Raw genomic sequence first — 26,059 nt, 5'->3', positions numbered from 1 at the left:
CCGGCCGGCGTCACAGGAATAACTCTATTGCGCGCTCTTTCAAGCGCGCAAACAAGCAACAGGTCGGAGAGAATGGACATGATCAAATCGGGTCTCGGCGTCACCGTCGCGGTTCTCGCCCTGTCCATCACAGTCAGCGGCATCCTGCATTTTGCGCTGTCCAGCTATCGGCCGAATGCGGCCGCCGTGTCGCACGAAATCACCTCATCAATTCCACGATGAAGAGGCCGCCTTGTCAGGCGTGCAAAGATCGCCCGAGGATCTCCGTCAGGAAACGCGACGACGCTGTTCCGGGCCGAAATCCCCCAACTGAGCCAGAAGCTCGTCGCAGGAGTACCTTTTCCTGTCCATCAGGTCGAGAATGCGCTTGGCGGCCCTGTTGGCCTCCGCGCCATCCCTGCCGACATTGTGCAGAGCGCACCAGATATCGAGCGCTCCGCGCATGACGTCCACGTCATCCGGAGAATAGGCCTGACGCACGAACCCCTCCCAAGGTGTACCTCAACCTCCTCATCATGCGGCAATCGGGGGGAAATTCAAGGAAATAGTGAGGTACCGCAATAAGTCATATGATTGAGAGGACTCGAAGCCGCAGTCGCCAGGTTTTTTCCGTCGTCACACCCGTACGGACTGCTCCACGAAATCCTCGCTGCCGAAAAACTTCAGATAGCGCTCGACCTCTGCGGGATCTCCCGTCGCCTTGCGCGGGTTGTCCGAGAGCTTGACGGCCGGGCGGCCATTGGCCTCACTGACCTTGCATACGATGGAGATCGGGTTGAGGCCGTTGATTTCCGTCGGGGCGCAGCCGGCGAAGTCATTGGTGAGGTTGGTTCCCCAGCCGAAGCTCATGCGCACGCGCCCTTCGAAATGGCAGTAGGTCTTGATGATCGTGTCGACGTCGAGGCCGTCGGAGAAGATCAGAAGTTTCTCCCGCGGGTCCCGGCCCATCTTCTTCCACCAGGCGATGATCTTCTCGCCCCCCTCGATCGGCGGGGCGCTGTCCGGCCGGAAGCCGGTCCAGTCCGCCACCCAGTCGGGCGCATCCCTGAGGAACGCGGCCGTCCCGAACGCGTCCGGGAGTACGATCAGGAGGTTGCCGCCATAGAGCTGGTTCCAGTCCTGCAGAACCTTGTAGGGCGCGGCCGCAAGCTCGCGGTCGTTGCGGGCAAGCGCCGCGGCCACCATCGGCAGTTCGTGCGCATTGGTGCCGACCGCCTCCAGGTCGTTGTCCATGGCCAGCAATACGTTGCTCGAGCCGGTGAAGGAGGAGCCGATGCCTTCCTTGAGCGCCTCGACGCACCAGCGCTGCCACAGGAAGCTGTGCCGCCGGCGCGTGCCGAAGTCGGAGATGCGCAGGTTTGGATGCTCCCGCAACTGCTCGACCTTCGACCACATCTTGGCCTTGGCGCGGGCATAGAGGACGTCCAGCGTGAAGGGGCCGAGCCCTTTCATGGCCGCGCGCGAACGCAGCTCGTTGATAATCGCAAGCGCGGGAATTTCCCACATCGTCGTCTCGGCCCAGCGGCCGCGAAACGTCAGTTCGAACTGGCCGTCACGACGCGACAACTCGTATTCCGGCAGACGGAATTTTGCGAGCCAGGCGAGGAATTCCGGCGAGAAGATCTGCGTGCGGCCATAGAAGCTGTTACCCGCGAGCCATATCATTTCCTTCTTGGTGAAGCGCAGGCCGCGCGCGTGGTCGAGCTGGTCGCGCAGTTCCTGCTCGTCGATCTCGTCGGCAAGGCGCACCGTCTTCGTGCGGTTGATCAGCGAAAAGGTCGCGTCCACGTCCGGATAGAGCTGCCAAATCATCTGCAGCATCAAAAGCTTGTAGAAATCCGTATCAAGCAGGCTGCGGATGATCGGATCGAGTTTCCAGGTATGGTTATAGACCCGCCGCGCGATATCGGTCTTTGGCATCTGCAACAGGCTCCTCTTGGACGATCGTGCCCCGCTCCGGAGCGAGGCGATCGTGGTCGATATCGTAATCGGAGCGGAGATGCGGCCGGTTCCGCGCATCCCCGCTCAGGGGCGGTCAGATCAGCTGGACGCCGGCATCGCGCATGCGCCGGATCATGGCGGCAAGCGAGCCATTCAGATCGATGCCGCGGCAGGCGTCGAGCACCACCGACGTCGAAAAGCCCTGAGCGATCGCATCGAGTGCCGAGAAGGCAACGCAGAAATCGGTGGCAAGGCCGCAAAGCGTTACCCTCGATAGGCCGCGCTCGCGCAGGTAGCCGGCAAGCCCGGTCGGGGTCCGGTGGTCGTTTTCGAAAAAGGCGGAATAACTGTCGATCTCGCGACGGAAGCCCTTGCGTATGACGAGTTCCGCCGAGGTCCATCGCAGGGACGGATGAAAATCCGCGCCTGCGCTCCCCTGGACGCAATGCTCGGGCCAGAGCGTCTGTTCGCCGTAAGGCATCGTCACGGTCTGAAACGGCGCCTTGCCCGGATGGGTGGAGGCGAAACTCGAATGGCCGGCCGGGTGCCAGTCCTGCGTCATGATGACGTGCCGCGACGCTTCGACGAGCCGATTGACGGCTGGCACGATCTCATCGCCGCCCTCCACGGGGAGAGCGCCGCCCGGGCAGAAGTCGTTCTGCATATCGATAACGATCAGGGCGTCGTCAGCCATTGCATCCTCGCAGTCCGGCCGCGCCGCACCGGCCATCACAAATCGATTTAATCCAGATCAACCATAGAACGCGCATGGCGGCAAGCATGTTCGACGCTCGTGACCGGAATCTCGCGGACGAACGGGCGAACCTTATAAAGGTGATTGATTATAAGATGTTAATGCATGCCGGCCGAAAACGTTCAGCGGCGGCCGCGCCGCACCGGTTCGCGCCGGTGCCGGCGGCGGGCAAGGTCAGTTGTTGAAATCGTCGAGATTGTCGGCGATGTTCACGCCCGAATTCACGATACCGATGGGCCGTGCGACGAAATCCAGGAACTTGGTGATGTCGACCGAGGGATGGCGCGAGGCATAGATGACGTCGCGATTCTTGACGGGGAAGGTCTGGCCGACGATGAGGCTGTCCGGTTTCGTCATGTCGAAACGGTAGACGATCGGGTAGCGGCCGACGCGGTCGGCTTTCATGCCCTTGCTCAGCATCTTGTGAAAACGCTCCTGCCCAAGCAGGCTCATGACGATGTCCGGCTCCTCGTAGCGGAAGACGAAGTAGCCCTTGGCATCCACCGTCCGATCCGAACCGCCGCCTCCGAGCGCCACGGCTTCGAGCAGGTTGAGGTCGTTGGCGCCGAATTCGACGCGCTGATTTGCCCGGACCTGTCCGAGGATCGTGAAGGTGCGCGGATCGCGCGTCACGAATATCTGGTCACCCGGCTTCACATGAATGTTTTCCGAGGGGCTCTCGACGATCGATTTCAGCAGGACCGTGCCGGTCTTCTTGCCGCGCACGAGCGTCACGTAGGTTTCGTAGGGCTGCGCCGAGGGGCCGCCCGCCTTGGCGATGACCTCGTTGATCGTCTCGCTGACGAGATTGAGCGGCACGACCGAAGGACGGCCGACGGCACCGGAGACCGTAACGATGCGCGACGCGGTCGAGGTCGACGTCACGATCACGTCCGGCTCGACGGCCTTCTGCTTCAATGCATCGAGGATCGCCTGGCGCGCCTGCTCGAGCGTCAGGCCGGCAAAGCGGACCGACCCGACATAGGGGATTGCCGCCTTGCCATCGGGCTGAACGACGAGATCTATGCTCGTCTGCTTCGATTCGGTTGTGGAAAACAGTCCGTCACTGCCCGCCTCGAAGATCGTCACCTTCAGCTGGTCGCCAATGCCGATGACTACCTGGCCGACGCCGCCGCCGATGCCGAAGCGGCGGCTGAGGGTTGTGGAAACATATTCGGAAACGAGCCGCGCCGACTGGCCATCGACGTCGACAATATCAAAAACCGTCGCGTTCCTTCTGCCGATCTCCGAGCCGGACTGGCCGGCATCGGACACGATATCGGTTGTCAAGGGTCCCTCGCCCGGCACGGCCTGGCATCCCGCAAGCGCGGTACAAAGCAGAAGGGCAGTCACTCGTTTCACTACGACACTCCGTGTTCGGCACAGCAATGATTCCATACAGATATCTGCGCCGCATTTTCCCGGCAGGGAATCCGCCGGTCCCTGAAAAGCACAAAGGCCGTCCCACAACAAGCCACCTCGCCGCGACGGCCGGCAAAATAATCGAGACTGCGCTCTTCCGGCCATACCGCCTCGATATTGGTTACGAACCGTCGCCGTAATTGTATTGGATGGATCGCAGGAGACGTATATCTAGCCCTTCGGGGTTGAAAGCTAGGCACTATGAGTTAAAAGCTCACTAATACAGCGCGGGGGATAAACCCGGGGATACCTAAAGAGCAGGAATGTCGCCGATTGCAATTTACGTTAGATCTTGCAATGGGCTAAGACAATTTTAACGGCAGTTCAGAGCGTTCGATCTTACATGACGGTTGAAATCATAGGGCGTGCATGCCTTGCCCCGGGAGCGAAATCTCCGCAGGCGCTGTTCAAAATCCTTCGTCAGGGCAAGTGCACCGTGACCCGCGTCCCTTCGGACCGCTGGGACCTTGCGCGATTCTGGCATCCGGTCATGGGCACGCCGGGCAAGACCTATTCGTTTGCGGCCGGAGTCCTCGACCAGATCTACGATTTCGATCCCGCCGTTTTCGGGATGTCGCAGCGCGAGGCCATGTATATGGACCCTCAGCAGCGGGTTCTGTTGCAGCTCGCCTGGCGAGCGCTCGAGGACGCCAATATTTCCGTGGCCTCGCTGCACGGTGAGAATGTCGGCGTCTATGTCGGCGCCTCCAGCCTCGACCACGCCAATCTGACGGTCGATGATCCGGCTTCCGCCGGGCCCTACTTCATGACGGGCAATACGCTGTCGATCGTCTCCAACCGTATTTCCCACGTGTTCGGCCTGAGCGGTCCGAGCATGACAGTCGACACTGCCTGTTCCTCTTCGCTTGTGGCCCTCGATCAAGCGATGCGGGCGCTGAGCGCCGGCGAAATCGACACGGCCATCGTCGGCGGCGTCAATATCCTCGCCCACCCGCTCCCCTTCGTCGGCTTCGCCCAGGCGCGCATGCTCTCGCCCGAAGGGCTCTGCCGCGCCTATGACAATGACGGCGCCGGCTATGTGCGCGCTGAAGGCGGCGTCGTCTTCGTCCTGCGCCGCACCGACCGGGCGCAGCGCGAACGCGACCGGAGCTATGCCCGGATAGTCGCATCCGGCGTCAACTCGGCCGGTCGCACCAACGGCATCTCGCTGCCCTCCCGCGAGGCGCAGGCCAATCTGCTGAGGATGATCTACGAGGGCAACGGCATCGACGCGAACCAGGTTGCCTTCGTGGAAGGCCATGGTACCGGCACGAAGGTCGGCGACCCGGCCGAGGTGTGGTCCATCGGCACGGTGATCGGCGCGAAGCGCCGGGCTCCGGTGCCGATCGGCTCGATAAAGTCCAATATCGGCCATACCGAGCCGGCCTCCGGCCTGTTCGGGATGATGAAAGCGGTTCTGGCCCTGGAGAACAACTATCTGCCGGCCTCGCTGCATTTCGAGACGCCGAACGAGCAGATCGACTTCGACGGGCTCAATGTCCGTGTGACGGCCAATCCGATCGAGCTTCTGAAGGGCAAGCGGGCGCGGCTCGCCGGCATCAATTCCTTCGGCTTCGGCGGCGCCAATGCCCATGTCGTCATCAGCGATCCGGATCCGGCACAGGCGGAAAAGGCCGCGACCTCGCCGGCGGGCCATGTGTTCCTGGCAAGCGCCCATACCGCGTCGAGTCTCGAAAACCTGCTCAGAGACTATAAGGCCGCCTTTGCGAGCGCGACAAAGGAAGAGACGCGCGCGATCGTCGCCGCCTCCGGCGCCAACCGGACGCATATGCGCCATCGGTTCGCGGCACGCAGCGATCATCCCGAAGATATCGTCCGCGCGATTGCCAACCACCTGGAAAAGCCCGGCTCCGATATTGGTGAGATCGGCGAAGCGGCGGCGAAAGACGCAAAGGTCGCCTTCGTCTTTTCCGGCAACGGCTCGCAATGGGCGGGCATGGGTGTCGAGGCGTTCCGCGAGAATCTGCACTTCCGCCAGTCGTTCACCTCGGTGAGCGCCCTTTTCAGGTTCCATTCGGATATCGTTCTCACCGATCTGTTGACCGACCCTGGACTCGACAGGAAGCTCGCGGACACGAAGATCGCCCAACCGATGCTTTTCGCGATCCAGGCCGCGCTTTCCGACTCGCTCGTGGCGATGGGCATCCAGCCGGCTGCTGTTTTCGGTCATTCGGTCGGCGAGATCGCAGCTGCCTATGCGGCAGGGGCGCTGTCGCTGGTTGATGCCGTGTCGATCGTCGCCAAACGATCGCTGCACCAGGATCTTCTGGCCGGCCAGGGCACGATGGCCGCCGTGATGCTCGGCGAGGAGGCCGCCAAGTCCTTCGCGACGGAGCGGGGGCTCGACCACGTCTGCGTCGCCGCCATCAACGCGCATAATTCGGTGACGATTTCCGGCCCGGCAGACGAGGTTTCGGCGTTCCGCGACGCCGCCCGCAAGGCGAAAATCCCGGTCCAGATCCTCGACATCAATTATCCGTTCCATCATCCGATCATCGATCGGGCGAAAGAAGCGTTTCTCTCCGACATCCCCGATATCGCCCCCCGCCGGACGGAACTCGCCTATCTGTCGACCGTCACCGGTGCCGCGCTCGACGGGACTGCTCTCGATCCCGACTACTGGTGGAAGAACGTTCGCGAGCCCGTACGTTTCCAGGCCGCTGCCGAGGCCGCCCTCGATCTCGGCTGCAGGCTGTTCATCGAGATCTCGCCGCGTCCGATCCTCGGATCATACCTCAAGGAGATGATCAAGCAGGCGGCCGTGCCGGCATCGGTGATTCCGACTTTGCTGCGCGATGCCGGTCAGAACGGCCACGACCCGATCTCGGCATCGATGGCGCGGGCAGTCGCCCACGGTGCCGCCGTCGACCGAGCGCGCGTTTACGGCAAACGGGACGCATTCATCCAACTGCCCGCATTACCCTTCGAACCGGTAGAACTGCGGCCGGCAGCCACGACTGACGCAACGGATCTCTTCGGACGTTCCGCAAAACCATACCGTCTCAACGGCTGGCGCGGCGACCCCAATGCGGGAAGCTGGAAAAACCACATCGACGCGCATCTTTTTCCTGATCTCGCCGAACACGTGGTCGACGGCAAGGCCATCCTCCCGGGCAGCGGCTTCATCGAGATCGCCGTTTCCGCCGCGCAGCAACATCACGGCAGCGAAGAGGTCGAGATCACCAATCTGGAGATCGTCCGCCCGCTCGAACTCAGCGACAGCCGTATCATGGAACTCTCGACCATCCTGTCGCCGGAGACCGGCGACATCGAGATCCGTTCGCGCGAGCGTCTGTCGGAGGACGATTGGACGGTGCATGCCGTCGCACGAAGCCGAAAACCCGTACCGGCGACGAGCACCGACTGTCCGACCTTCAAAGGTCTGGCCAAGACGGCCACCGTGACGGCGGCCAGGGCCTATGAAACGGCGAAGCACTTCGGACTGGATTATGGGCCGCATTTCCAGCTTCTCTCCAAAGCCGTGGCCTATGGAGACCGGCTCATCGACGTCGAGCTGATGCGCCCGCAGGCGTCGGGGCATCCCCACGTGACCTACGCCCTTCATCCGATCTCGGTCGACGCGACCTTCCACGGCCTGGTCGCACTGTTCGACCGCTTCACCGGCGACAAAGGCGGCGCGCCCTACATTCCCGTTCGCTTCGGCTCGGTACGCGTCGTCAACGCCGGTCGGCCGATCGCCCGGGCGACGATCCAGATCGAGCGGGTAAGCGCCAACTCGATCAAGGCACGATTCCATTTCTTCGACGCGGCCGGCATTGCCGTCGCACACTTCGAGGACTGCCGCTTCCGCCGTACCTATCTGCGCAAGCACAAGACGCTCGAAGGCCTCTCCTTCCACTATGAGGCAGTGCTTTCCAACGCGGTCATGCCAGGCATCAAGGTTGCGGCAGCTATGCCTGCGAAACTGGTCGAGCCTGTCGATGGCGGCGGCGTCGACAACGCGACGCTGCTCTTCAACGCCGCCATCTACCGCGCCTGCCAGGAAATTGCGCTGAGGCTCGGCAAGGGGACGGCCACAGTGCGAAGCGACGCGCTGCCCGGGGACTTCGCTTTCCAGTGCTTCCTGACAAGTTGCCTGCTGACGCTCGAGGATGCGGGGCTCTGCGAGCACCAGAACGGCACCTGGAAGGTCGCACGGGAGTTCACGCTTCCGACCGTGCCGGAGATCCTTGGCGAACTCTATGGCGACCGCCCCGATCGTGCGGTCGAAGCGGTGCTCATCAACAACGCCTATGCGGAAGCACTCAGCCGTCTCGACGCGCTGCTTGGGCCGGTGCGTGCAGGCGACGACGCGGCCTCGTTCAATACGTGTTTCATCAGCGAAGCGACGCTGGACCATCAGGCCGTGCATTCCGCGGCGAGCCGGTCGCGCATGGACCAGGTGCTTCATACGGTTGAAAGCGTTCTCGCGGCGCAGCCGGCAGGCGCCCGCCTGCGGCTCATCGAACTCGGCAGCGTTTCTGCCGGTTTCAGCCGCAGGCTCGCCGATCTCGCGGCGCGCAATGGTGCGGCACTTTCCATTTTCGAGCCGCGGGACAACGCACAGCGGAATCTGGAGATCGCCTTCGAGGAGGACGCGCATGTGCGCGTTCTGAAGAAGAGCGAATTCGCCGATGTCGGACCGTTCGACCTCGCCGTCAGCGCATCGGATAGCCTCTACCAGCTGATCGAAGAGGAGGGCGGCGTCCGGACCGCCCTTCGCTCCATGCCCGCCGGAAGCGGCCTCGTCGCGGCCGTCAGCGCGCCGTCGATCTTCGCCGACTTCGCCTTGGGTCTCTCGGGCGGGTGGTTCGAGCGCAGTCAGACGGCGGAGTTCCCGATCGGCAGGGTCGCGGCCGTACCGCATTGGCAGAAGTGCCTCGCAGATCTCGACCTGGGCGACGTGGTCGTGACGGATCGCGAATGCCCGCATGGCAGCACCATCCTGATCGAAGCGCGCGGCACGGCGGCGGCAAGCATAGGAGTCGAGCCGGGCGCGACCGCGACACAATATCTGCTGATCGAGACTGCCGCCGCCCAGAAACCGATCGCGGCCGGCGGACGGGGTGCCTTCACCGTCCGTGTGACAGGCGACATTGCCGCAGACATGGCGACGCTTCGCGAAACTTTCGCGGCCATGGGCGAAAAGTCGTTGCGGGCGGTCTTCCTGTCTGAGGCGGGCCGCGCCGGCGACGACGCTTCCGCGCTGCTGCAGACACGCGTGCTGGCGCTCAGCGCCTTTGCCGAGGCCTTGAAGCAGCATCTCGGCGGCATCGAACCCGTCGGCGATGACCGGCCACGCCTGGTGCTCGCGGCCCCCGGGGGCGCTCCGTGCTCGGCATCGGACAGCTCCGGGCTAAATGCCGGACTGTGGGCCTTCGCCCGCGTTCTTCAGAACGAATATGAATTCATCGACATTCACATGCTCGATCTTGCCGGCGATGCGGACATCGGCCGCAAGGATATGCTTGCTTCGGCGCTTCCCCTGCTGACTGTTTCGGGGCAGAACCGGGAATGGCTGCTCGACCGGAAGACGGGTCTGCTTTCGGAGCTTCGGGCCGTCCCCGGCGCAACGAACAAGGCTGACGGGAAGACCAGCGCCTTCGTGGCAGCGACCATTCGCCAGCGCGTCAGCTCGCAGGTCGCAAGCATCGCCTGGGAAGAGACCAGCGTGCCGGAACCGGCACCGGGCGAAGTCGTCGTTTCCGTTGCCGCGACCGGCCTCAATTTCCGCGACGTGATGTGGGCCATGGGCCTGCTGCCCGAAGAGGCGCTCGAGGACGGCTTTGCCGGAGCCACCATCGGGATGGAGCTCTCGGGCCATGTGGTCGCGGTCGGCGAAGGGGTGGACGACCTCACCGTCGGCGATGCGGTCATGGCGATCGCCTCCTCCGCCTTCTCGACCCATGCGGTGGTCGCGCGCGCCGGCATCGCGAAGCTGCCGCGAGCAATGAACCCGGTGGCCGCCGCCACCTTGCCGGTCGCCTTCCTCACCGCCTATTACGCCATCGTCGAGCTCGGTCGCGTTCAGGCCGGAGAGACGATCCTGATCCACGGTGCAGCCGGGGGCGTCGGCCTTGCCGCGCTCCAAGTCGCAAAGCTCAAGGGCGCCAAGGTCATCGCCACGGCGGGAACGCGCGAAAAGCGGCGCTTCCTGACGATGCTCGGCGCCGATCATGTCTTCGATTCGCGCTCGCTCGGATTCGTCGAAGATGTCCGTTCGGTCACGGGCGGGGAAGGCGTGGACCTCGTGCTCAACTCGCTCTTCGCCGAGGCGATGGAGCAGAGCCTCTCGCTCGTGAAACCCTTCGGCAGGTTCCTGGAGCTCGGCAAGCGCGACTACTATGCCGACAGCAAGATCGGGCTCAGGCCGTTCCGTCGCAATGTCAGCTATTTCGGCATCGACGCCGACCAGTTGCTGGTGAATGCTCCGGATCTGACCAGGCGCATCTTCACCGAGATCGGAGCGTTGTTCGAGGAAGGTAAGCTTACGCCGCTTCCCTATCGGGCCTTCGATTTCGACGAAATCGGGAACGCCTTCCGGCTGATGCAGAATGCCGGGCACATCGGCAAGATCGTCGTGCTGCCGCCCGTCGCGGGCAGGCACGAGGTGACGGCGAAGCCCGTGAAGGGCATCAAGGTAGATCCGGACGGCGTCCATCTGGTGGTCGGCGGCATCGGCGGCTTCGGCCTCGTCGCCGCCAGCTGGCTCGTCGACAAAGGCGCCCGCCGCATCGCGCTCTGCTCCCGCCGCGGGCTGCCGGATGCGGAAACGAGCGCGATGATCGAACGCTGGCAGGGCGGAGGCGTTTCGACATCCGTTCACGCCTGCGACATCACCGATCCCGCAGCCGTGGAGGCGCTTCTGGCGGAATTGCGTGCGGAGGCGCCGCTTCGCTCCGTGGTTCACGCGGCGATGGTGCTCGACGATGCGCTGATCAGCAACCTCAACCGCGAGCGCAACCGGCCTGTTATAGAGACGAAAGCCAAGGGCGCGGCAATCCTCGATCGCCTCACCCGCTACGACGAACTCGACAACTTCATCCTGTTCTCCTCCGCGACGACTCTGGTCGGCAATCCCGGCCAGGCGAATTATGTCGCCGCCAACGGCTATCTCGAAGGCCTTGCACGCGCGCGGCGGCGAGAGGGACTGGCAGGGCTGGCAATCGGCTTCGGTGCGATTGCCGATGCCGGCTATCTGACGCAGAACGCCGACGTCAACGACCTGCTCGCCAAGCGCATCGGCAAAACCGCGTTGAAGGCTCAGGTGGCGCTCGACATGGTCGAAAGCCACATCGCCGCGGATCCGGGCACGGTCGACGCTGCCGTCGTGATGATTTCGGAGATCGACTGGGCGGCTGCGCGCAATCTGCCGGTCGTCCGCAATGCACTTTTCGAGGTCATCCTGCGCAGCGCCGATCAGCACGTGGCCGGCGCCGAGGGCGCACAGATGGACCTCGTCGCCATGATCGAGGGCAAGTCGCCCCAGGAGGCCGAAGACATCCTTTTCGATCTGGTGGCGGGCGAGATCGCCGCCATTCTCCGCGTGTCGAAAGATACGGTCACCCGCGGAAAGATCTTGAAGGAGATCGGCCTCGACAGTCTTATGGCCGTGGAACTCGGCATGAGTTTCCAGCAGAGCACCGGCTTCGACATGCCTTTGAGCGGCGTCGCCGACAACACGACTGTCGGCGACATCGCTCGCAAGCTGCATGAAAAGGTCAGTAAGCGCGACCAGAGCAGCGAGGGAGACGCCGGCGATGACAAGCTGGTTACGGAACTCACGCAGCGCCATGTCGGAGCGGCCAAGGAAAAAGCACTGAGCCAATGAGCAGCGACGGAAACGGCCAGACCTTCCCGAAGATGAACAGCAGTCTCAAGGAGAGCCTGCTGGACAGGATGCGGAACACGCATCAATCCTCCGAGCGCAACCGGATGGCGCGCTCGGAGCGGGAGCTGCCGGCTGCTCCGCGTCGCCAGCAGGCGCGCTTCGAGGACCTGCCCGAATACAAGCAGGTCCTGACCCAGAAGATCGCCAGCGAGCAGCTCGGCATCGCCAACCCGTTCTACCGGCCCCATCAAACGGCAGCGGGTGCGACGACGATGATCGATGGCCGCAAGCTGATCAACTTCGCCTCCTACGATTATCTCGGGCTCAACCGGCATGCTCACGTCCTCGATCGCGCCCACGACACGATCACCAGCTTCGGTATTTCCGCCTCGGCGAGCCGCCTCGTTGCCGGCGAGCGGCCGCAGCATGTGGAGCTCGAAGAGAAGATCGCGCAATTCTACGGCGTCGATGCCGCCGTCTGCTTCGTAAGCGGCTACCTGACGAATGTCGCCGCCATAAGCTGCCTGATGGGACCGAAGGATCTCGTCATCCACGACGAATTCATTCACAACAGCGCGCTCGCAGGCATCAAGCTCTCGGGCGCGGCACGCCGCTTCTTCAAGCACAACGACACCGCGGATCTCGAGCACGTCCTGCGCACCGTCGCCGGCGATTATCGGCGCATCCTGGTGATCGTCGAAGGCATCTATTCGATGGACGGCGACATCGCCAATCTGCCGGCGCTTCTGAAGCTCAGGGCCGAATACGGCTTCTGGCTGATGGTCGACGAGGCACATTCGCTGGGTGTCCTGGGCCGGCACGGCCGGGGTCTCGCCGAACATTTCGGCGTCGATCCGCACGAGGTCGACATCTGGATGGGAACATTGTCGAAGACGACGTCGAGCTGCGGCGGGTACATAGCGGGAAACGCGGCGCTGGCGGCCGTCCTCAAGGCCTCGGCCGGCGGCTTCGTCTACAGCGTCGGCCTGGCGCCCGTACTTGCCGCGTCCGCGGTCGCCAGCCTCGACATCCTGGCAAGCGAGCCGGAACGCACGGCGGCGCTGAGACGCAACGGCAGCCTGTTCCTGAAGCTTGCCGGGGAGGCCGGCCTCGACACGGGGCTAAGCGGCGGCTTCTCGGTCGTGCCTGTTATCGTCGGGGATTCGCTGCGCGCCGTCCAGCTTTCGAACGATCTGCTCGCGGCCGGCGTCAACGTGCTGCCGATCATCCATCCGGCGGTGCCGGAAGGGCTGGCGCGCTTGCGCTTCTTTATCACCTGCGACCACACCGAGGAACAGATCCGCCGTACGGTCGCATTGACGGCCGAACGCCTCAAGGACCTTACCGACCGGAATTTCGGCCTCGGCGGCGTCGATATCGAGAAGATGCTCAGTGCGCTCTCGGCGCGCTGACCACGAACGTCGCAAGCGGCCCGTCAACGGTTAGTCCATGACACATGTGATCATCACCGGCGCCTCCAGCGGAATAGGCCTCGCAGTCGCCTCCGCTTATGCGTCCCGCGGGGCGAAGCTCTCGCTTGTCGCCCGGTCCCGCGATGTCCTGGAACAGGCGGCGCAGAAGCTGATGGCGGAACACGGCGTTGCGGCGGGCGCGATCCGCACAGAGGCCGCCGATGTCTCCAGGGAAGAGGAGATAAAGGCCGCGATCTTCCGTTGTGTGGATGCGTTCGGACCCTGCGACATTCTCGTGACCTCGGCAGGCATCGTCGAACCGGGGCCCTTCGAGGCGCTCCAAGGCGCGGCCTTCCATCGCCAGATCGACACGAACTTTTCGGGCACGGTACATGCCGTGCGGGCTGTTTATCCGGACATGAAGAGGCGGCGCAGCGGCCATATTCTGATGGTCTCCTCGGGTGCCGGCCTGATCGGTATCTACGGCTACACCGCCTATTGCGCCTCGAAGTTCGCGCTCAACGGCTTCGCCCAGGCGCTGCGCAGCGAAGCGCGGGCCAACAATGTCGGCATTTCGATCTGCTTTCCGCCCGATACGGAAACGCCGCAGTTCAAGAGAGAACTTGCCGCGCGGCCAAAGGAAGCTCGCGTCGTCATGGGAACGGTCCGGCCGTGGACGGCCGAGGCGGTTGCGCGCAAGATCGTCAAGGGCATCGACCGGCGACGCTTCGAGATTTACTTCGGCGCGACCTTGTATCTGCTTGGCCGCTTCGGGCCGGCGGTCAGGCCACTGATCGATTGGTGGTTCGATCGGGCCATTGCGCGCAACAGAGCGGGATGAGGCAAGGCGTGTCGCGTCTCTCCCGGAATCGCTCTGAACCGGGTTGATCCGGTGGATGGTGTTCGAGGCGTCCCCGGCGATGCTTGTGCCAGCCAATATTAGGCTTTAAGTGTCGAGACTAGGCCTTCTGCCGAGGCGGCGACGGCGGTGAAATGGCTTAAAGGTACCGGCTTGACGCTCATTCCCTTCCACCTGCACGACTATCCGATAGCCTTGACCCTCGGGTGCTACCTGCTGTCCTGCGGGGTGATCTTCTACACGGATCGTTTCGCGCTGCCGGCGCGCGAGCGCAGGAAAAACGCACCGAAATACGGGCGCCGTCAGGACAGGATCGACCATCTCGCCAGGCTGCCGGTTATCGCGCTCGTCTTCGCCGGCTTTTTCGCGATCTCCTGGCGGCCCCTCTATGCCGCCGCCGGCACGATGAGTTTCTTCATCATCTTCACCGGCATATCCCGCGCGAAGTTCAAATTCATCCGCGAGCCGCTGGTCTTTTCCGATATTGCCCTGGTTGCGGATGTCTTCAAGTACAAGACCATCTTCTATGCGACCTCGCTGAACATCGTCTTCTGGCTCGTCGCCTTCCTGTACGTGTTCGGTGTATCGGGACTCTACATGTATTTCGAGCCCGCGATCCTGCCCGAAAGAAGCAGGCTCTTCTGGGTTCTTGTCATGATCGGGATCGCGGCCGGGCCCTGGGGCCTGCTGTTCTACGGGCCCGTGAACCGCCCGACGGCTGCTGTCGTGCAGAGACTGGTGAAGGCGATCAAGGTGAAGATGAACACGGTGCGTTTCGGTACCTTCGCTTCCGTCGTTTTCCACTTCGTCATCTGGCTCGGCGTGAAGCGCGAGAAGATCGTCGCCGAACTGTCGGGAATGCTGCGCGCCGCGGTACACGACCTTATCGGCCACGAGGAGGCTCCGCTGATCGTCGTATGGCAGTCGGAGTCCTTCATCGACATGCGGCATTTCGGCGTCGATTCGATCAAGCTTCCAACGATCGACCGGCTGCGCAAGCAGGCGGTGCAATGGGGCCGCCTGAGCAATGTCTTCGAGGGCGGCTACACGCTGCGCACCGAGTTCGCCGTTCTCAGCGGTCTCGAGCCGGACGACATCCACGTCGATGCGAGCTACCCCTATCTCCGCGCCGCACACTATGCCGATGTCGTCTGGCCGGGAAAGCTGAAGCGCGCCGGCTGGCGTACGCATTTCATCCATCCATACGACCGGACGTTCTTCCTGAGGCACAAGGCGATGCCCCTCCTCGGCTTCGAGAAGCTTACGATGCTCGACGCCTTCGACCACAAGCCGGAGCGGGACGGCCTCTACGTCTCCGACGCGACGCTGGCGGCGCGGGTGCTTACCGAGATCGAGAAGCTGCCTGAAGAGGAGAGCGGCTTTTTCTTCGTCGCGTCGATGGCCAATCACGGTCCCTGGGAACCAGGACGTGTCGGAACGCTCACCAACCCGGTCGATATCTACCTGGCGATCCTGGAGCAGTCGGACGCTGCGCTGAAGCAGTTGATCGACGGACTCAACAGGCTCGACCGGCCCGTTTGGCTCGTCTTCTACGGCGACCACGCACCCCTTCTGAAATCTTTCGCGGATCCCTTTCCGGATCCCCGCTCGGATTATTTCATCGTGCCGCTCGCCAAGGCCCGCGCTGCGGCTCATAGCCCGAAGACAGCGAAGGACGAGGATCCCTGGAACCTGCTGGGGTCCATGCTGAAGCACGCCAATCTGCACAAGGACGCGCTGCAATAGCAGCGTCTTCCCGGAATCCGCACCCATGACGGCAGATATGACGATCGATCCCGCGCCGCCGAGGACCTTCCTGTTCCTGCAGGGACCTGCGTCGCCGCTCTTCGGCAAAATCGCCGGGCATCTCGAAGCTCTGGGTCATTGCTGCCTGCGCATCAACCTCAATGCCGGCGACCAGATCTTCTGGCAGCGCCGGGGCGGGCATAACTATCGTGGCTCGTTCGCGCGGTGGCCGGCCTATCTGGACGCCTTCATTCGCCGCTACGCCGTCACCGATCTCGTCCTGCTCGGCGAAGAGCGCCCTTACCACCGGGTCGCCGCGGCCGCCGCGCACAAAGCCGGTATCCGCGTCTTCGTGGTCGAAATGGGATACCTCAGGCCGGACTGGCTGACGCTCGAGCGCAACGGCATGTCGTCCAACTCTCATTTTCCGGCCGACGCCGGGCAAATCATTCATGCGGCGACGGGACTTCCCGAGCCCGATTGGCGACGGCGCTACCGGCAGACCTTTTTTGCCGAAGCGGCATACGACCTTCTCTACAACCTGCCGAACGTTTTCCTCTGCTTCCTCTTTCCCGGCTACCGCCGCCACGGGATCTTTCATCCGCTCGCCGAATATGCCGGCTGGCTGAGACGGCTGGCCGTCAGCAAAGGTGAGCAGCGCAAGGCGGATGCGCTGATCCGCTCGCTGTCGACGGAAGGTGCGCCGTACTTCGTCTATCCGCTTCAGCTTGAAACGGACTATCAGTTGCGCGCGCATTCACCCTTCAGCAGCCAGCGGGAAGCGATCGACGTCATCCTCCTCTCCTTTGCGCGCCATGCGCCGGCCGCAGCCAGGCTCGCCGTCAAGGTGCATCCGCTCGACAACAGCCTGATCCCCTGGCGCAAGATCGTCGCGGACAAAGCCGCCTCGCTCGGCATCGGCGACAGGGTCGCGTGTCTCGACGGCGGCAATCTCGATCTTCTGGCGGAGAACAGTTGCGGGGTGGTGACGGTCAATTCGACCGCCGGGCTGCATGCTCTGAAGCAGGGCAAGCCCGTGAAAGTCCTGGGCGCGGCAGTCTTCGACATCGCCGGATTTACGGACCAGCAGCCGCTCGACCGGTTCTGGACGGCGCCCGAGCCCCCGGACCGGGACATCAGTGCGGCCGTATTCAGGTTGATGGCCGCTACGATCCAGCTGCGCGGCAACTTCTATTCCCGTGCAGGGACCGCCGCCGCCGCCAAGGCAATCGCGCAACGGCTGCACCGCAACGACGTCAATGAACCGGGTGGCTTCGTCGACCCGCCGCCCCGCCGAAAACCGGTGAAAATTACAAAAGATCAGGCGACGCCGGCGCGCAGCAGATCGTGAATGTGCAAAATGCCGACCGGCACGCCCGTGCCGTCGACGAGGAACAGCACGGTTACCTTGTGTTCCTGCATGAATTCCATTGCGGCGCTGGCAAGAACGTCGCCCTTGATCACCCTCGGACTGCGCGACATCACCTCTTCAACCGGCTGCACGAGGAGATCCCCGCCCATGTGGCGGCGCAGGTCGCCATCGGTGATGACGCCGATCAGCTTGCCGCTTTCATCCGTTATGCCGACGACGCCGAAGCCTTTGGCCGACATCTCGATGACGGCCTCGCTCATCGGGCGGCCGACGGAGAGCAACGGCATCTGTCCGGTGCCATGCGCCAGCTCCTGGACCAGGCGCAGCTGCGCGCCAAGCTTGCCGCCGGGGTGGAAGGTCTTGAAATCCTCGGCCGAGAAGCCCCGGCGTTCCAGCAGCGCGATCGCCAGAGCATCGCCGACGGCGAGCTGCAGCATGGCCGAGGTTGTCGGCGCCAGGCCGTGCGGGCAGGCCTCCGGCACCTTCGGCAGCACGAGTGCGATCTCGGAATTGCGCGCGAGCGTGCTCTCCCGGTTCGACGAGATCGAGATGATCGGCACCTTGAAGCGCTTGGCGTAGGTCAGCATGTTGGCGAGTTCCGCCGTTTCGCCCGACCAGGATAGCAGCACCAGTGCATCCTGAGCGGTGATCATGCCGAGGTCGCCGTGACTGGCTTCGGTCGGATGGACGAAATAGGCGGAGGTGCCGGTGGAAGCGAGCGTGGCTGCAATCTTGCGGCCGATATGCCCGCTCTTGCCGACACCGGAAACCACGACGCGGCCGTCGCCGTCGCCCATCAGTTCGACCGCATCCACGAGGGCGCCCGCAAAGGCTTCGTCGCTCGTCAGATGGTCGGCAAGGGCCTTGATGCCGTTCGTCGCCGTCGTCAGTGTCCTGCCGATCGACTCCAGCACCGTGCCACCGGCATGCGCATCCGCCGTCGCGTGTATCAGGTTCATCATCGCCCCCAAGAGCACTTCCGGGAAAACGTGTAGCGGTTTTCCGTGGTGCGTGGTTTCAAAGAGAGCGCCTCAATGCTCCGATGAAACACTGAAACGCTCCAGCGAAAAAGCGGCCCCCATAGCGGGCCGCAGCAAAGATAAACGCCAGATAGGCTCTTTTTTTCGACAAACCAAGCCCTTTTCGGCGGCCATTTATGCCAAACGGGCGACTTTTCGAACCGTCATGCTCGGCCGACCCGCTTTTCCACGGAGGTCTCCGGAGGCAAGACTCCGGCGGCCGCGAACTCGGCGAGCGTCATCGAATCGAGGATGGACGACATCGCGTCACGCACCGATATCATCGAGATGCGCACCCGGCAGGTCTCCGGATCGCTGCAGTCCTCGCAAACCTCGTAGGCCGTGCGGCTGGCGCAACGTATCGGCGCCAGCGGGCCATCGAGCGTCCTTATGACGTGACCGATGCGGATCTCGGACGCCGGTCTCGACAGGGAATAGCCGCCGCCGGGACCCTTCTTCGAGCGCAGGACACCAGCGTTGCGCAGTTCCAGGAGGATAGTATCGAGAAATTTTTTCGGAATATTATTGCGCTGGGCGATCTCGGTGATGAAGGCGGTCTGGCCGGGCGCGAGCCGTGCCAGGTCGACCAGCGCCTTCAGTCCGTATTTTCCCTTCTTCGTCAGCATGCGAGCCAATTCTCCCCGGTTCCGCAGAGTGCCGGAACCGCCCTCGGATACAACCTTGTCATTGCATAGCACAAGAATGCACTACCAACACACAAGTATAGTCGGCGCACCGGGGGAGAAACGGCCACCGAGGACCCGCAGCGGTCTTCCGTCCGGAAGTGCGTGGCTCAGAGGGCTTAGCGCGCGTCGTGGTTTCAACGAAACACTGACGCGCACTAAGGAGTATTTTGCTTGGTACGGTCCGGCTTCCGGCTGCAAGTCACGCCGCCGCGATCCCTGGCGGCCGATTGACAAGATTGCGCCCGCCTTGGGCGGAAAGAAGCCGGCCAATGGCCGCGCGTGCTTCATCGACGGAACGGAAGCGCTGCGCGTCCAGGTCCCAGACGTGATACTTGACGGCGAGGAACTTCAAACGGTCTTCGTCCGGTACGACCACCCCGACGGCCTCGCCGTCATATTCGATTACTTGCTTGCTCATGTAAATAACGCTCCTCCGCACCCACGGGCGCGGACAATTCAATTCTCGGCAATGGATAATTCGGTGAGTTTGAACGGTCACATTCGCCGAAGTTGGCGAAGGAGACCTTTAACCGTTGCACGACAATGGGAACGTGAGCCGCAGAAAGCGGCGGTCGAGATTCCGAACATGTCACTCTCCTTTGGCTGGCCCGGCGCAAGGCGCCAAGCGTTCATGAACAAATCGAAGCGGAATCCTCCGCATCGCGCGATGGCAAACTAGAATAATCTACCAATTCGGTCAACTGCAGAAACGGCCCTGCGAAAAATAATTCTCTCATTTCGTTTCGCGGCTGCCCCGGCGACAAATCCGTTCGCCTGCCCGTCGCTATCTCGCTATCTAGGTAGCGTCGAATCGCCGTGCAAGGGACAGGTCGGATATAGGCAGGATTTTCCGACGAAAAAGGGGCAGCCGTTCTAGAGGCTGCCCCTTGCCGCGATCACCACGGCGGGATGAGAGAGGTGCGGGCGGTTTTTCCGCCCGGACCCGTCAACGGCGCTAAGCCCGTCAGACCGTCGGCGTTTCCGCCTGCTGCGCGGCGGAACGAGCGGCTTCCCGCTCCTTCCACCAGCGGCTCAGGAACAGCAGGATCGGGCCGCCGATATAGATGGACGAGGTCGTTGCGACGATGACGCCGAAGATCATCGGCCAGGCGAAGCTCCGCACCGCCTCGCCGCCCCAGATCGCCATCGGCACCAGCGAAAGCGCCGTCGCAACCGAGGTGAAGATGCATCGCGCGATCACCTGGTTGATGCTCATATCGATCAGATCCGAGAACGGCATCGACTTGTATCTGCGCAGGTTCTCGCGCATGCGATCGTAGACCACCACCTTATCGTTTACCGAATAGCCGATCATCGTCAGCAGCGCCGCGATTGCGGTCAGGTTGAAGTCGATGCCCGTAAGCGCAAAGAAGCCGACGGTCTTGGTGATGTCGAGCAACAGCACGGCGATCGCGCCGACGGCGAAGTGCCATTCGAAGCGGAACCAGATGTAGAGCAGGATCGCCACCATGGCGAGCCCGACGGCAAGAAAGCCGGATCGCGCCAGTTCGCCGCTCACCGTCGGACCGACGACCTCGGTCCGCTCCATGCTGGCGCCGGGGATGGCAGCCACCACCGCGTCCTTGACCCTGTTCAGCGCCGCTGTCTGTTCCTGCTCACCGCCCGGCTGCCGCTGCACGCGGACCAGCACCGACTGACCGCCGCCGAAGTCCTGCAGCGTCACCTCGCCGAGATTGAGCTCCCCGAGGCTGCGGCGCAGCGTCGCAAGATCGATCTTTTCCTTCGAAACCGCCTCGACCTGGATCCCGCCGATGAAATCGATGCCGTAATTGAGGCCCGGCGTGAAGAACAGGATGACAGAGCTGATCGACAGGAAAGCCGAGAAGCCGATGGCCAGGAAGCGGCGCTTCATGAAGGAGAAGGTGGGCAGTGCCGGCACCTGGCCGAAAAGCGACGGGATTTCCAGCTTCTTCATCTTGCGGCGTACGACGACCTCGCGCATCAGCAGGCGCACGACCGTGACCGACGTGAACATCGAGATGGCGATGCCGAGCATCATGGTGACGGCGAAGCCCCGAACCGGACCGCTGCCGAGCCAGAACAGGAGGATCGTGCCGGTGAGCGTCGTGACGTTGGAGTCGATGATCGTGGCGTAGGCCTTGTTGAAGCCGACATCCAGCGCCTTCATCGCGCCGGCGCCCGTTGCGGTTTCCTCGCGGATACGCGCATTGATCAGGATGTTCGCGTCCACGGCCATGCCGATGCCGAGAATGATACCGGCAATACCGGGCAAGGTCAGCGTAGAGCCTATCAGGCCGAGGACGCCGATCGTCATGATCGTGTGCAGCACCAGGCCGACATTGGCGATCATACCCCAGCTGCCGTAGAGAACGACCATGAGGACCACGACGAGGCCGAAACCGACGAGGCCGGTATAAAGACCCATGCGAATCGAGTCGCTGCCCAGATTCGGGCCGACCGAACGCTCTTCGATGATCGTCAGCGGCGCCGGCAGGGCGCCGGAGCGCAGGAGTGCGGAAAGAACCGTTGCCTCCTCCACTGTGAAGTTGCCGCTGATCTGGCCGCGGCCGCCGAGGATCGGCTCGTTGATGACCGGCGCCGTCAGCACCTTTCCGTCGAGCACGATCGCAAAGGGTCGGCCGACATTTTCACGGGTGATGTCGGCAAACTGGCGTGCGCCGAGCGAGTCGAAGCTGAAATCGACAACCGGCTGGTTGGTGCGCTGGTCGAAGCCGACCTTGGCGTCGTCGAGCCGCTCCCCGGAAATGGCGACGCGGCTTTCGACCGGATAGCGGTTGCCGTCATCGGCGCCGGGCAGGATGTCGACCCCACGTGGCGCCGGCTGGGTCACGTCGACGCTTTGATCGAGCATGTGGAAGCTCATCTGCGCCGTCGAACCCAGAAGTTCGCGCAGCCGTGTCGGATCCTGGAGGCCGGGAAGCTGGACCAGAATGCGGTTGGAACCGATCCGCTGGATCAGCGGCTCGGCGACGCCGACCTGGTCGACGCGGTTGCGGATGATTTCCAGGCTCTGCTCGACCGCCTTGGTCATGCGGTCGGCAAGGCCCGCCTCGGTCATGGCCAGGGTGATGACGTCGCCGGCCGTCGTCACCTCGACCTCAGGAGCACCGGCGGCGAAGCCCACCGTGCTCACGGGTGTGGCCAGCTCCTGCAGTTTCGGCAGAACCTTGTCCCGGTCCGCCGCATCGGGAATGCTGACCGTCACGCTGTTGCCGCTGATGCGCGCCGAGGAGGCGGAGACACGCTCGCCGCGCAGGACGCGGCGGGTATCGTCCAGAAGCGAGTTGAGTCGAGCCTTCTGCAGGCCCGCCCCGTCCACTTCGAGAACGAGGTGCGAACCGCCCCTCAGATCGAGGCCGAGCGTGACCGGCTCGAAGGGGAGCACGGAAGCGACTTGCTGCCTCATGGCCGGTGTCAGAACGTTCGGCAGTGCCGCAAGGCATCCGAAGATGATGATCGCGACATAGGCGAGAATCGCCCATCTGGATGTACGCATGTGGGAGTTCCATAAACGCCTGAATGCGCCTTGGGCAGCATCCGGGCCGGGTTTTCATCAATGGCTGAGGCGGGATCGAAGGTCCCGCCGAATTCAAACGATAGCTGCCGCCGGCGGCGGCGCGCGAATGCATTCGTTCTGACATGGCGCGGCGGGTGCGATTTCGGCCCGCGGCAGCGATGCAAAAGGAGAAGCCTCAGGCGCAGCCAGGGCAATGCGCCGGCACTGGATGAACGGCACTGAATCGCCGCCGGGCATCGACTTGCCGTCGGCGCGCTCACCGCTGAAACGAAGGTCGGGCAGCGCAACCGCCCTGCATATCTGGCGGGCGACCGGATGATCGGAAGAACCCGTGTCCGGTTGCGCGACATTGCCGGCCGGCGCTCCGCCCGCGCGGCTCGCGGCACTCTGGCCGACTGCGATGACCTGCATGGAAAGGGAGGCGCAGAACAGCCACAGCACGGCGAGAAGCCGGCTGGCCTGCATGCTCCTGCTGCCACCACTCAAGAGGTCCATTGAGGACGCGGTTCCTTTCCCTCTGCACCCGGTCTATCCGCGATCGAATGCAAGCGAGACGAATTCAGCCCGAGCACCAAGTTAAACGAAGAACGTGGCCGGATTCGCGCATGTGTGCTCTTAACATCACTCCGGGCCGGAAAAGTCAAATCCCGGCCGAGCCCTCACGCTGTGGCGCCCAGGGTCCTTTCCTGATGGATTTCGATGAGCGAGGGGCCCGGGCGGGATGCCGCATCGGTGAGCGCGCGCGGCAGGTCCTTCACACTGGCCAGCCGCTCCGCCGGTAAGCCGTAGGCCTTGCCCGCAAGCAGGAAATCGGGCGCGGATGGTTTGACGCCCTCCGGCGTGATCCCGGATTCGACCATGTAGGACTCGATTTCCCGGTAGCCGTCATTGTTCCAGACGAGGAAGATCACCCTCGCTGCCGCGTCGACCGCCGAGCCGATCTCGGCCAGGGAGAACTGGAACCCGCCGTCGCCGACAAGGCATATGACGGGCCGTTCCCGGTCGGCGACGGCAGCACCGACCGCCGCCGGCGGCGCATAACCGAGCGAGCCGTAGCCTGTTGCCGAATTGAACCAGGCCCGTTGCCGCGGCGCGTCGCAATAGAGGTTGCCGGCATAGACGGCCTGGGTGGAGTCGCCGACGATGGTGCAGTCGGGGAGCGTGCGGTAGATCGTCTCGACGACCCCGACTTCCGCCAGCATCTTGGGCGTCAGTTCCTTCAGTGCCGCCTTGCGCGCGGTCTCGGCCCGCACGGCTCCGTCCCTGATCGCCGCATGGACCGGCAGAAAGCCGAGAATGCCCGCCGTCGCAGCCTTTGCGCCGGACAGGATCGAAAGTGCGGCTGCAGGCCCGCGCGCGAGCTGCGCCGCATCGATGTCGGTGCGAACGAGGTTCATCAGCGGCGGAAAGCCGCCATCGGCATAGAGGTCGTAATCCGTCTGACCCATCTCGGTGCCGAGCGCCAGCACGAGGTCCGCCTCCCGCAGGAGCGCGCGAACGGCCCTGAGGCTCGGGCTCGCCGGTACTCTGAGAGGGTGGCCGGCAAGCATGCCGCGGGCGTTGACCGTCGTGACCACCGGCGCACCGATCCGCTCGGCGAGTTCACGCACTTCCGCTTCCGCAGTTAGCGCGCCACCGCCGCACAGAATGACCGGCCGCGCGGCCTCCGCACAGAGGATCGCCGCCTTCTGCAGCGTTTCGCTATCGGAGCGTGGCCGGGTCGCTGAAGCCGGCTTCGCCGGCCGGCCCTCGATCTTCAGGGCCATCACGTCGGTCGGAATCTCGATATGGACCGGGCCCGGCCGGCCGGAAAGCAGAACGGCGAAGGCGCGGTCGACCACGAGCGGCAGATCGGCGGGGTTGAGAAGCGTGTGCGAATAGAGAGCCAGCGTCTTCATCATCCCGTGCTGATCGGGCAGCTCGTGCAGCAGCCCCTGGCCATGCCCGAGGGAATCGCGGCGGTTGACGCCCGAGATCACCAGCATCGGGATCGAGTCCTGCCGGGCCTGCGCCATTGCGGTGATCGTGTTGGTGAGGCCCGGACCGGTGATCACGAGCGCAACGCCCGGCCTGCCGCTGACGCGCGCATAGCCGTCGGCCATGAAGCCGGCCCCCTGTTCATGGCGCGGCGTGACGTGGCGGATTCTCGATGCGGCAAGGCCACGATAGAGCTCGACCGTATGCACGCCGGGAATGCCGAATACGACCTCCACGCCATTTGCCTCGAGGAGATCGACAAGGGTCTCGCCGACGGTTTTCAATTCGACGGTCATGCGCGGCGCTCCTTGCGTGTGGCGCAACGTTCGGCGAGAGCGGCGATGCGGCGGCATGCCTCCTCGATTGCGGCATCAGGAACGGTGAGGCTCACGCGCAGAAAGTTCCTTGCCTTTTCACCGAAGGACGACCCAGGCATGACCGCAACCCCCTCTTCCTCAAGGAGCGCCCAGGCGAAAGCCTCACCGGAGAGGCCCGTGCCGGAGACATCGATCAGCGCGAACATACCGGCCTCCGGCGGCAGCACCGAAACGCCGGGCGTGTCGGCAAGACCGTCTACGATCCGCCGGGCGCGCCGGCTGTAGGATTCTCTCATCTGCCTCGCCGTATCGATTTCGTGCGTCAGCGCGTAAGCGGTCATGTCGGCGATGAACGGCTGCTGCCCGAAAAGCATGGTCTCGGAAATCGGCAGCAGGCGCTCGGTGAACTCGGCCGGCCCGACGGCCCAGCCGCTGCGAAAGCCGGGTGCGGCATGCGACTTGGAAATGGAGGAGACGACCACCGTGCGTTCGGCAAGCTCCGGATTGTCGAAGGGCGAAGCGAAGGGGGCCTCGAAGACGAGCTCCTCATACACTTCGTCGCAGACGATCCAGAGATCGTGACGGCGGGCGACCTCGCCGATCGCCGCAATCTCGTCCGTCGTCAGAACGGCGCCGGTGGGGTTGTGCGGCGTATTGAGGAGCAGCACGCGGCATTCGGGCGTGACCGCCTTTTCCAGGTCCTCCGCCCGCATGTGAAAACCGTATTCCGGCTTCAGCGGCACGAATATCGGATGGGCGCCGGTTGACCGGATGACGCCTTCATAGGTCGCGTATAGCGGATCTCCGACGAGCACGCCGTCGCCCGCCTCGGCAAGGCCGGACATGACGGTAAAGAGCGCAGTCTGCGTTCCCGGGAAGCAAAGAATGTTTTCCTCGGTCGCGGTAGCGCGGCGGCGGCGGTATTTTTCCGTTAGCGCCGCCACGACTGCGGGCTCGCCGCGGCCGTTGGAATAGCGGTAGCGTCCCGCATTCATGGAGCGCTGGCATTCTTCCAGGAGCGCGCGGTCCGGCGGCAGGTCCGGCTCGCCGATGGTCAATTCGATGATCTCGGCCCCGCTTGCCTTCAATTGACGCGCGCGACTATGCAGCGTCCATTTCCCGGAACCGAGCTCGGAAAGACGTGATGTGATGGACGCGTAGCGCAAGTATTCACTCCCTCGT

At 63.6% G+C, this 26,059-nt stretch carries 18 protein-coding genes; 7 read left to right on the top strand and 11 right to left on the bottom strand.

Features of this window, described 5'->3' with window-relative positions:
• Positions 1-78: 78 nt before the first annotated feature.
• Entirely contained in the window at positions 79-222 is a 144-nt protein-coding gene (locus tag SINAR_RS1000000135300) for a hypothetical protein (RefSeq protein ID WP_167333596.1), read from the top strand.
• A gap of 45 nt (positions 223-267) precedes the next feature.
• Here SINAR_RS1000000135300 and SINAR_RS0112525 read toward each other — a convergent pair whose 3' ends face one another.
• The 3 genes from SINAR_RS0112525 to pncA form a co-directional block, all read right to left on the bottom strand.
• Positions 268-480, bottom strand: a complete 213-nt coding sequence (locus SINAR_RS0112525) for a hypothetical protein (RefSeq protein WP_027999421.1) — start codon at positions 478-480, stop codon at positions 268-270.
• A gap of 135 nt (positions 481-615) precedes the next feature.
• Entirely contained in the window at positions 616-1,920 is a 1,305-nt protein-coding gene (gene pncB / locus SINAR_RS0112520; RefSeq protein WP_027999420.1) for a nicotinate phosphoribosyltransferase, read from the bottom strand.
• A gap of 115 nt (positions 1,921-2,035) precedes the next feature.
• Positions 2,036-2,635, bottom strand: coding sequence for a bifunctional nicotinamidase/pyrazinamidase (gene pncA / locus SINAR_RS0112515; protein ID WP_027999419.1), 600 nt, complete (start codon positions 2,633-2,635; stop codon positions 2,036-2,038).
• An 86-nt stretch (positions 2,636-2,721) separates the two neighbouring features.
• On the opposite strand from pncA, the gene SINAR_RS1000000137175 reads away from it, so the two are divergent.
• Positions 2,722-2,880 carry a hypothetical protein gene (locus tag SINAR_RS1000000137175; RefSeq protein ID WP_158500196.1) on the top strand — a complete coding sequence of 53 codons (159 nt, stop codon included), beginning with the start codon at positions 2,722-2,724 and terminating at the stop codon, positions 2,878-2,880.
• On the opposite strand, the gene SINAR_RS0112510 is transcribed toward SINAR_RS1000000137175, so the two are convergent.
• Positions 2,870-4,057: a polysaccharide biosynthesis/export family protein gene (locus tag SINAR_RS0112510; RefSeq protein WP_027999418.1), complete on the bottom strand. Its 1,188-nt coding sequence runs from the start codon at positions 4,055-4,057 to the stop codon at positions 2,870-2,872. The genes SINAR_RS1000000137175 and SINAR_RS0112510 overlap by 11 nt on opposite strands.
• Positions 4,058-4,460: 403 nt before the next feature.
• Here SINAR_RS0112510 and SINAR_RS0112505 point away from each other — a divergent pair, with 403 nt between their 5' ends.
• The 5 genes from SINAR_RS0112505 (at position 4,461) to SINAR_RS0112485 (ending at position 17,337) form a co-directional block, all read left to right on the top strand.
• Positions 4,461-11,969, top strand: coding sequence for a type I polyketide synthase (locus SINAR_RS0112505; protein WP_027999417.1), 7,509 nt, complete (start codon positions 4,461-4,463; stop codon positions 11,967-11,969).
• Positions 11,966-13,381, top strand: coding sequence for an aminotransferase class I/II-fold pyridoxal phosphate-dependent enzyme (locus SINAR_RS0112500; protein WP_027999416.1), 1,416 nt, complete (start codon positions 11,966-11,968; stop codon positions 13,379-13,381). Before SINAR_RS0112505 ends, SINAR_RS0112500 begins: the two co-directional genes overlap by 4 nt.
• 37 nt (positions 13,382-13,418) lie before the next feature.
• A complete protein-coding gene (locus SINAR_RS0112495) occupies positions 13,419-14,222 on the top strand; it encodes an SDR family oxidoreductase (protein WP_027999415.1) in 804 nt (267 codons plus the stop codon).
• Between the two features lie 147 nt (positions 14,223-14,369).
• The gene (locus SINAR_RS0112490) at positions 14,370-15,986 is read left to right on the top strand and encodes an LTA synthase family protein (protein WP_027999414.1); all 1,617 of its coding nucleotides are present in this window, start codon (positions 14,370-14,372) and stop codon (positions 15,984-15,986) included.
• A gap of 25 nt (positions 15,987-16,011) precedes the next feature.
• A complete protein-coding gene (locus SINAR_RS0112485) occupies positions 16,012-17,337 on the top strand; it encodes a capsule polysaccharide biogenesis protein (protein ID WP_027999413.1) in 1,326 nt (441 codons plus the stop codon).
• On the opposite strand, the gene SINAR_RS0112480 is transcribed toward SINAR_RS0112485, so the two are convergent.
• The 7 genes from SINAR_RS0112480 to SINAR_RS0112450 form a co-directional block, all read right to left on the bottom strand.
• Entirely contained in the window at positions 17,307-18,320 is a 1,014-nt protein-coding gene (locus SINAR_RS0112480; protein WP_027999412.1) for a KpsF/GutQ family sugar-phosphate isomerase, read from the bottom strand. The genes SINAR_RS0112485 and SINAR_RS0112480 overlap by 31 nt on opposite strands.
• A gap of 221 nt (positions 18,321-18,541) precedes the next feature.
• On the bottom strand, positions 18,542-19,003 hold the full coding sequence (locus SINAR_RS0112475) for an RrF2 family transcriptional regulator (RefSeq protein ID WP_027999411.1): 462 nt from the start codon (positions 19,001-19,003) through the stop codon (positions 18,542-18,544).
• A 259-nt stretch (positions 19,004-19,262) separates the two neighbouring features.
• A complete protein-coding gene (locus SINAR_RS0112470) occupies positions 19,263-19,481 on the bottom strand; it encodes a hypothetical protein (RefSeq protein ID WP_027999410.1) in 219 nt (72 codons plus the stop codon).
• A 546-nt stretch (positions 19,482-20,027) separates the two neighbouring features.
• Entirely contained in the window at positions 20,028-22,562 is a 2,535-nt protein-coding gene (locus SINAR_RS0112465; RefSeq protein ID WP_027999409.1) for a protein translocase subunit SecDF, read from the bottom strand.
• Between the two features lie 93 nt (positions 22,563-22,655).
• On the bottom strand, positions 22,656-23,078 hold the full coding sequence (locus SINAR_RS0112460) for a hypothetical protein (RefSeq protein ID WP_027999408.1): 423 nt from the start codon (positions 23,076-23,078) through the stop codon (positions 22,656-22,658).
• Positions 23,079-23,242: 164 nt separating this feature from the next.
• Positions 23,243-24,856, bottom strand: a complete 1,614-nt coding sequence (locus SINAR_RS0112455) for a 5-guanidino-2-oxopentanoate decarboxylase (protein ID WP_027999407.1) — start codon at positions 24,854-24,856, stop codon at positions 23,243-23,245.
• Complete coding sequence (locus tag SINAR_RS0112450; protein WP_027999406.1) at positions 24,853-26,043, bottom strand: pyridoxal phosphate-dependent aminotransferase; 1,191 nt, start codon at positions 26,041-26,043, stop codon at positions 24,853-24,855. The genes SINAR_RS0112455 and SINAR_RS0112450 overlap by 4 nt, the downstream gene beginning before the upstream one ends.
• Between the last annotated feature and the right edge of the window lie 16 nt (positions 26,044-26,059).

The sequence above is a fragment of the Sinorhizobium arboris LMG 14919 genome (assembly GCF_000427465.1).
Lineage (GTDB): Bacteria > Pseudomonadota > Alphaproteobacteria > Rhizobiales > Rhizobiaceae > Sinorhizobium > Sinorhizobium arboris.
The sequence above is the reverse complement of the archived record's forward strand: the minus strand, read 5'-3'. Positions and strand labels throughout refer to the sequence as shown.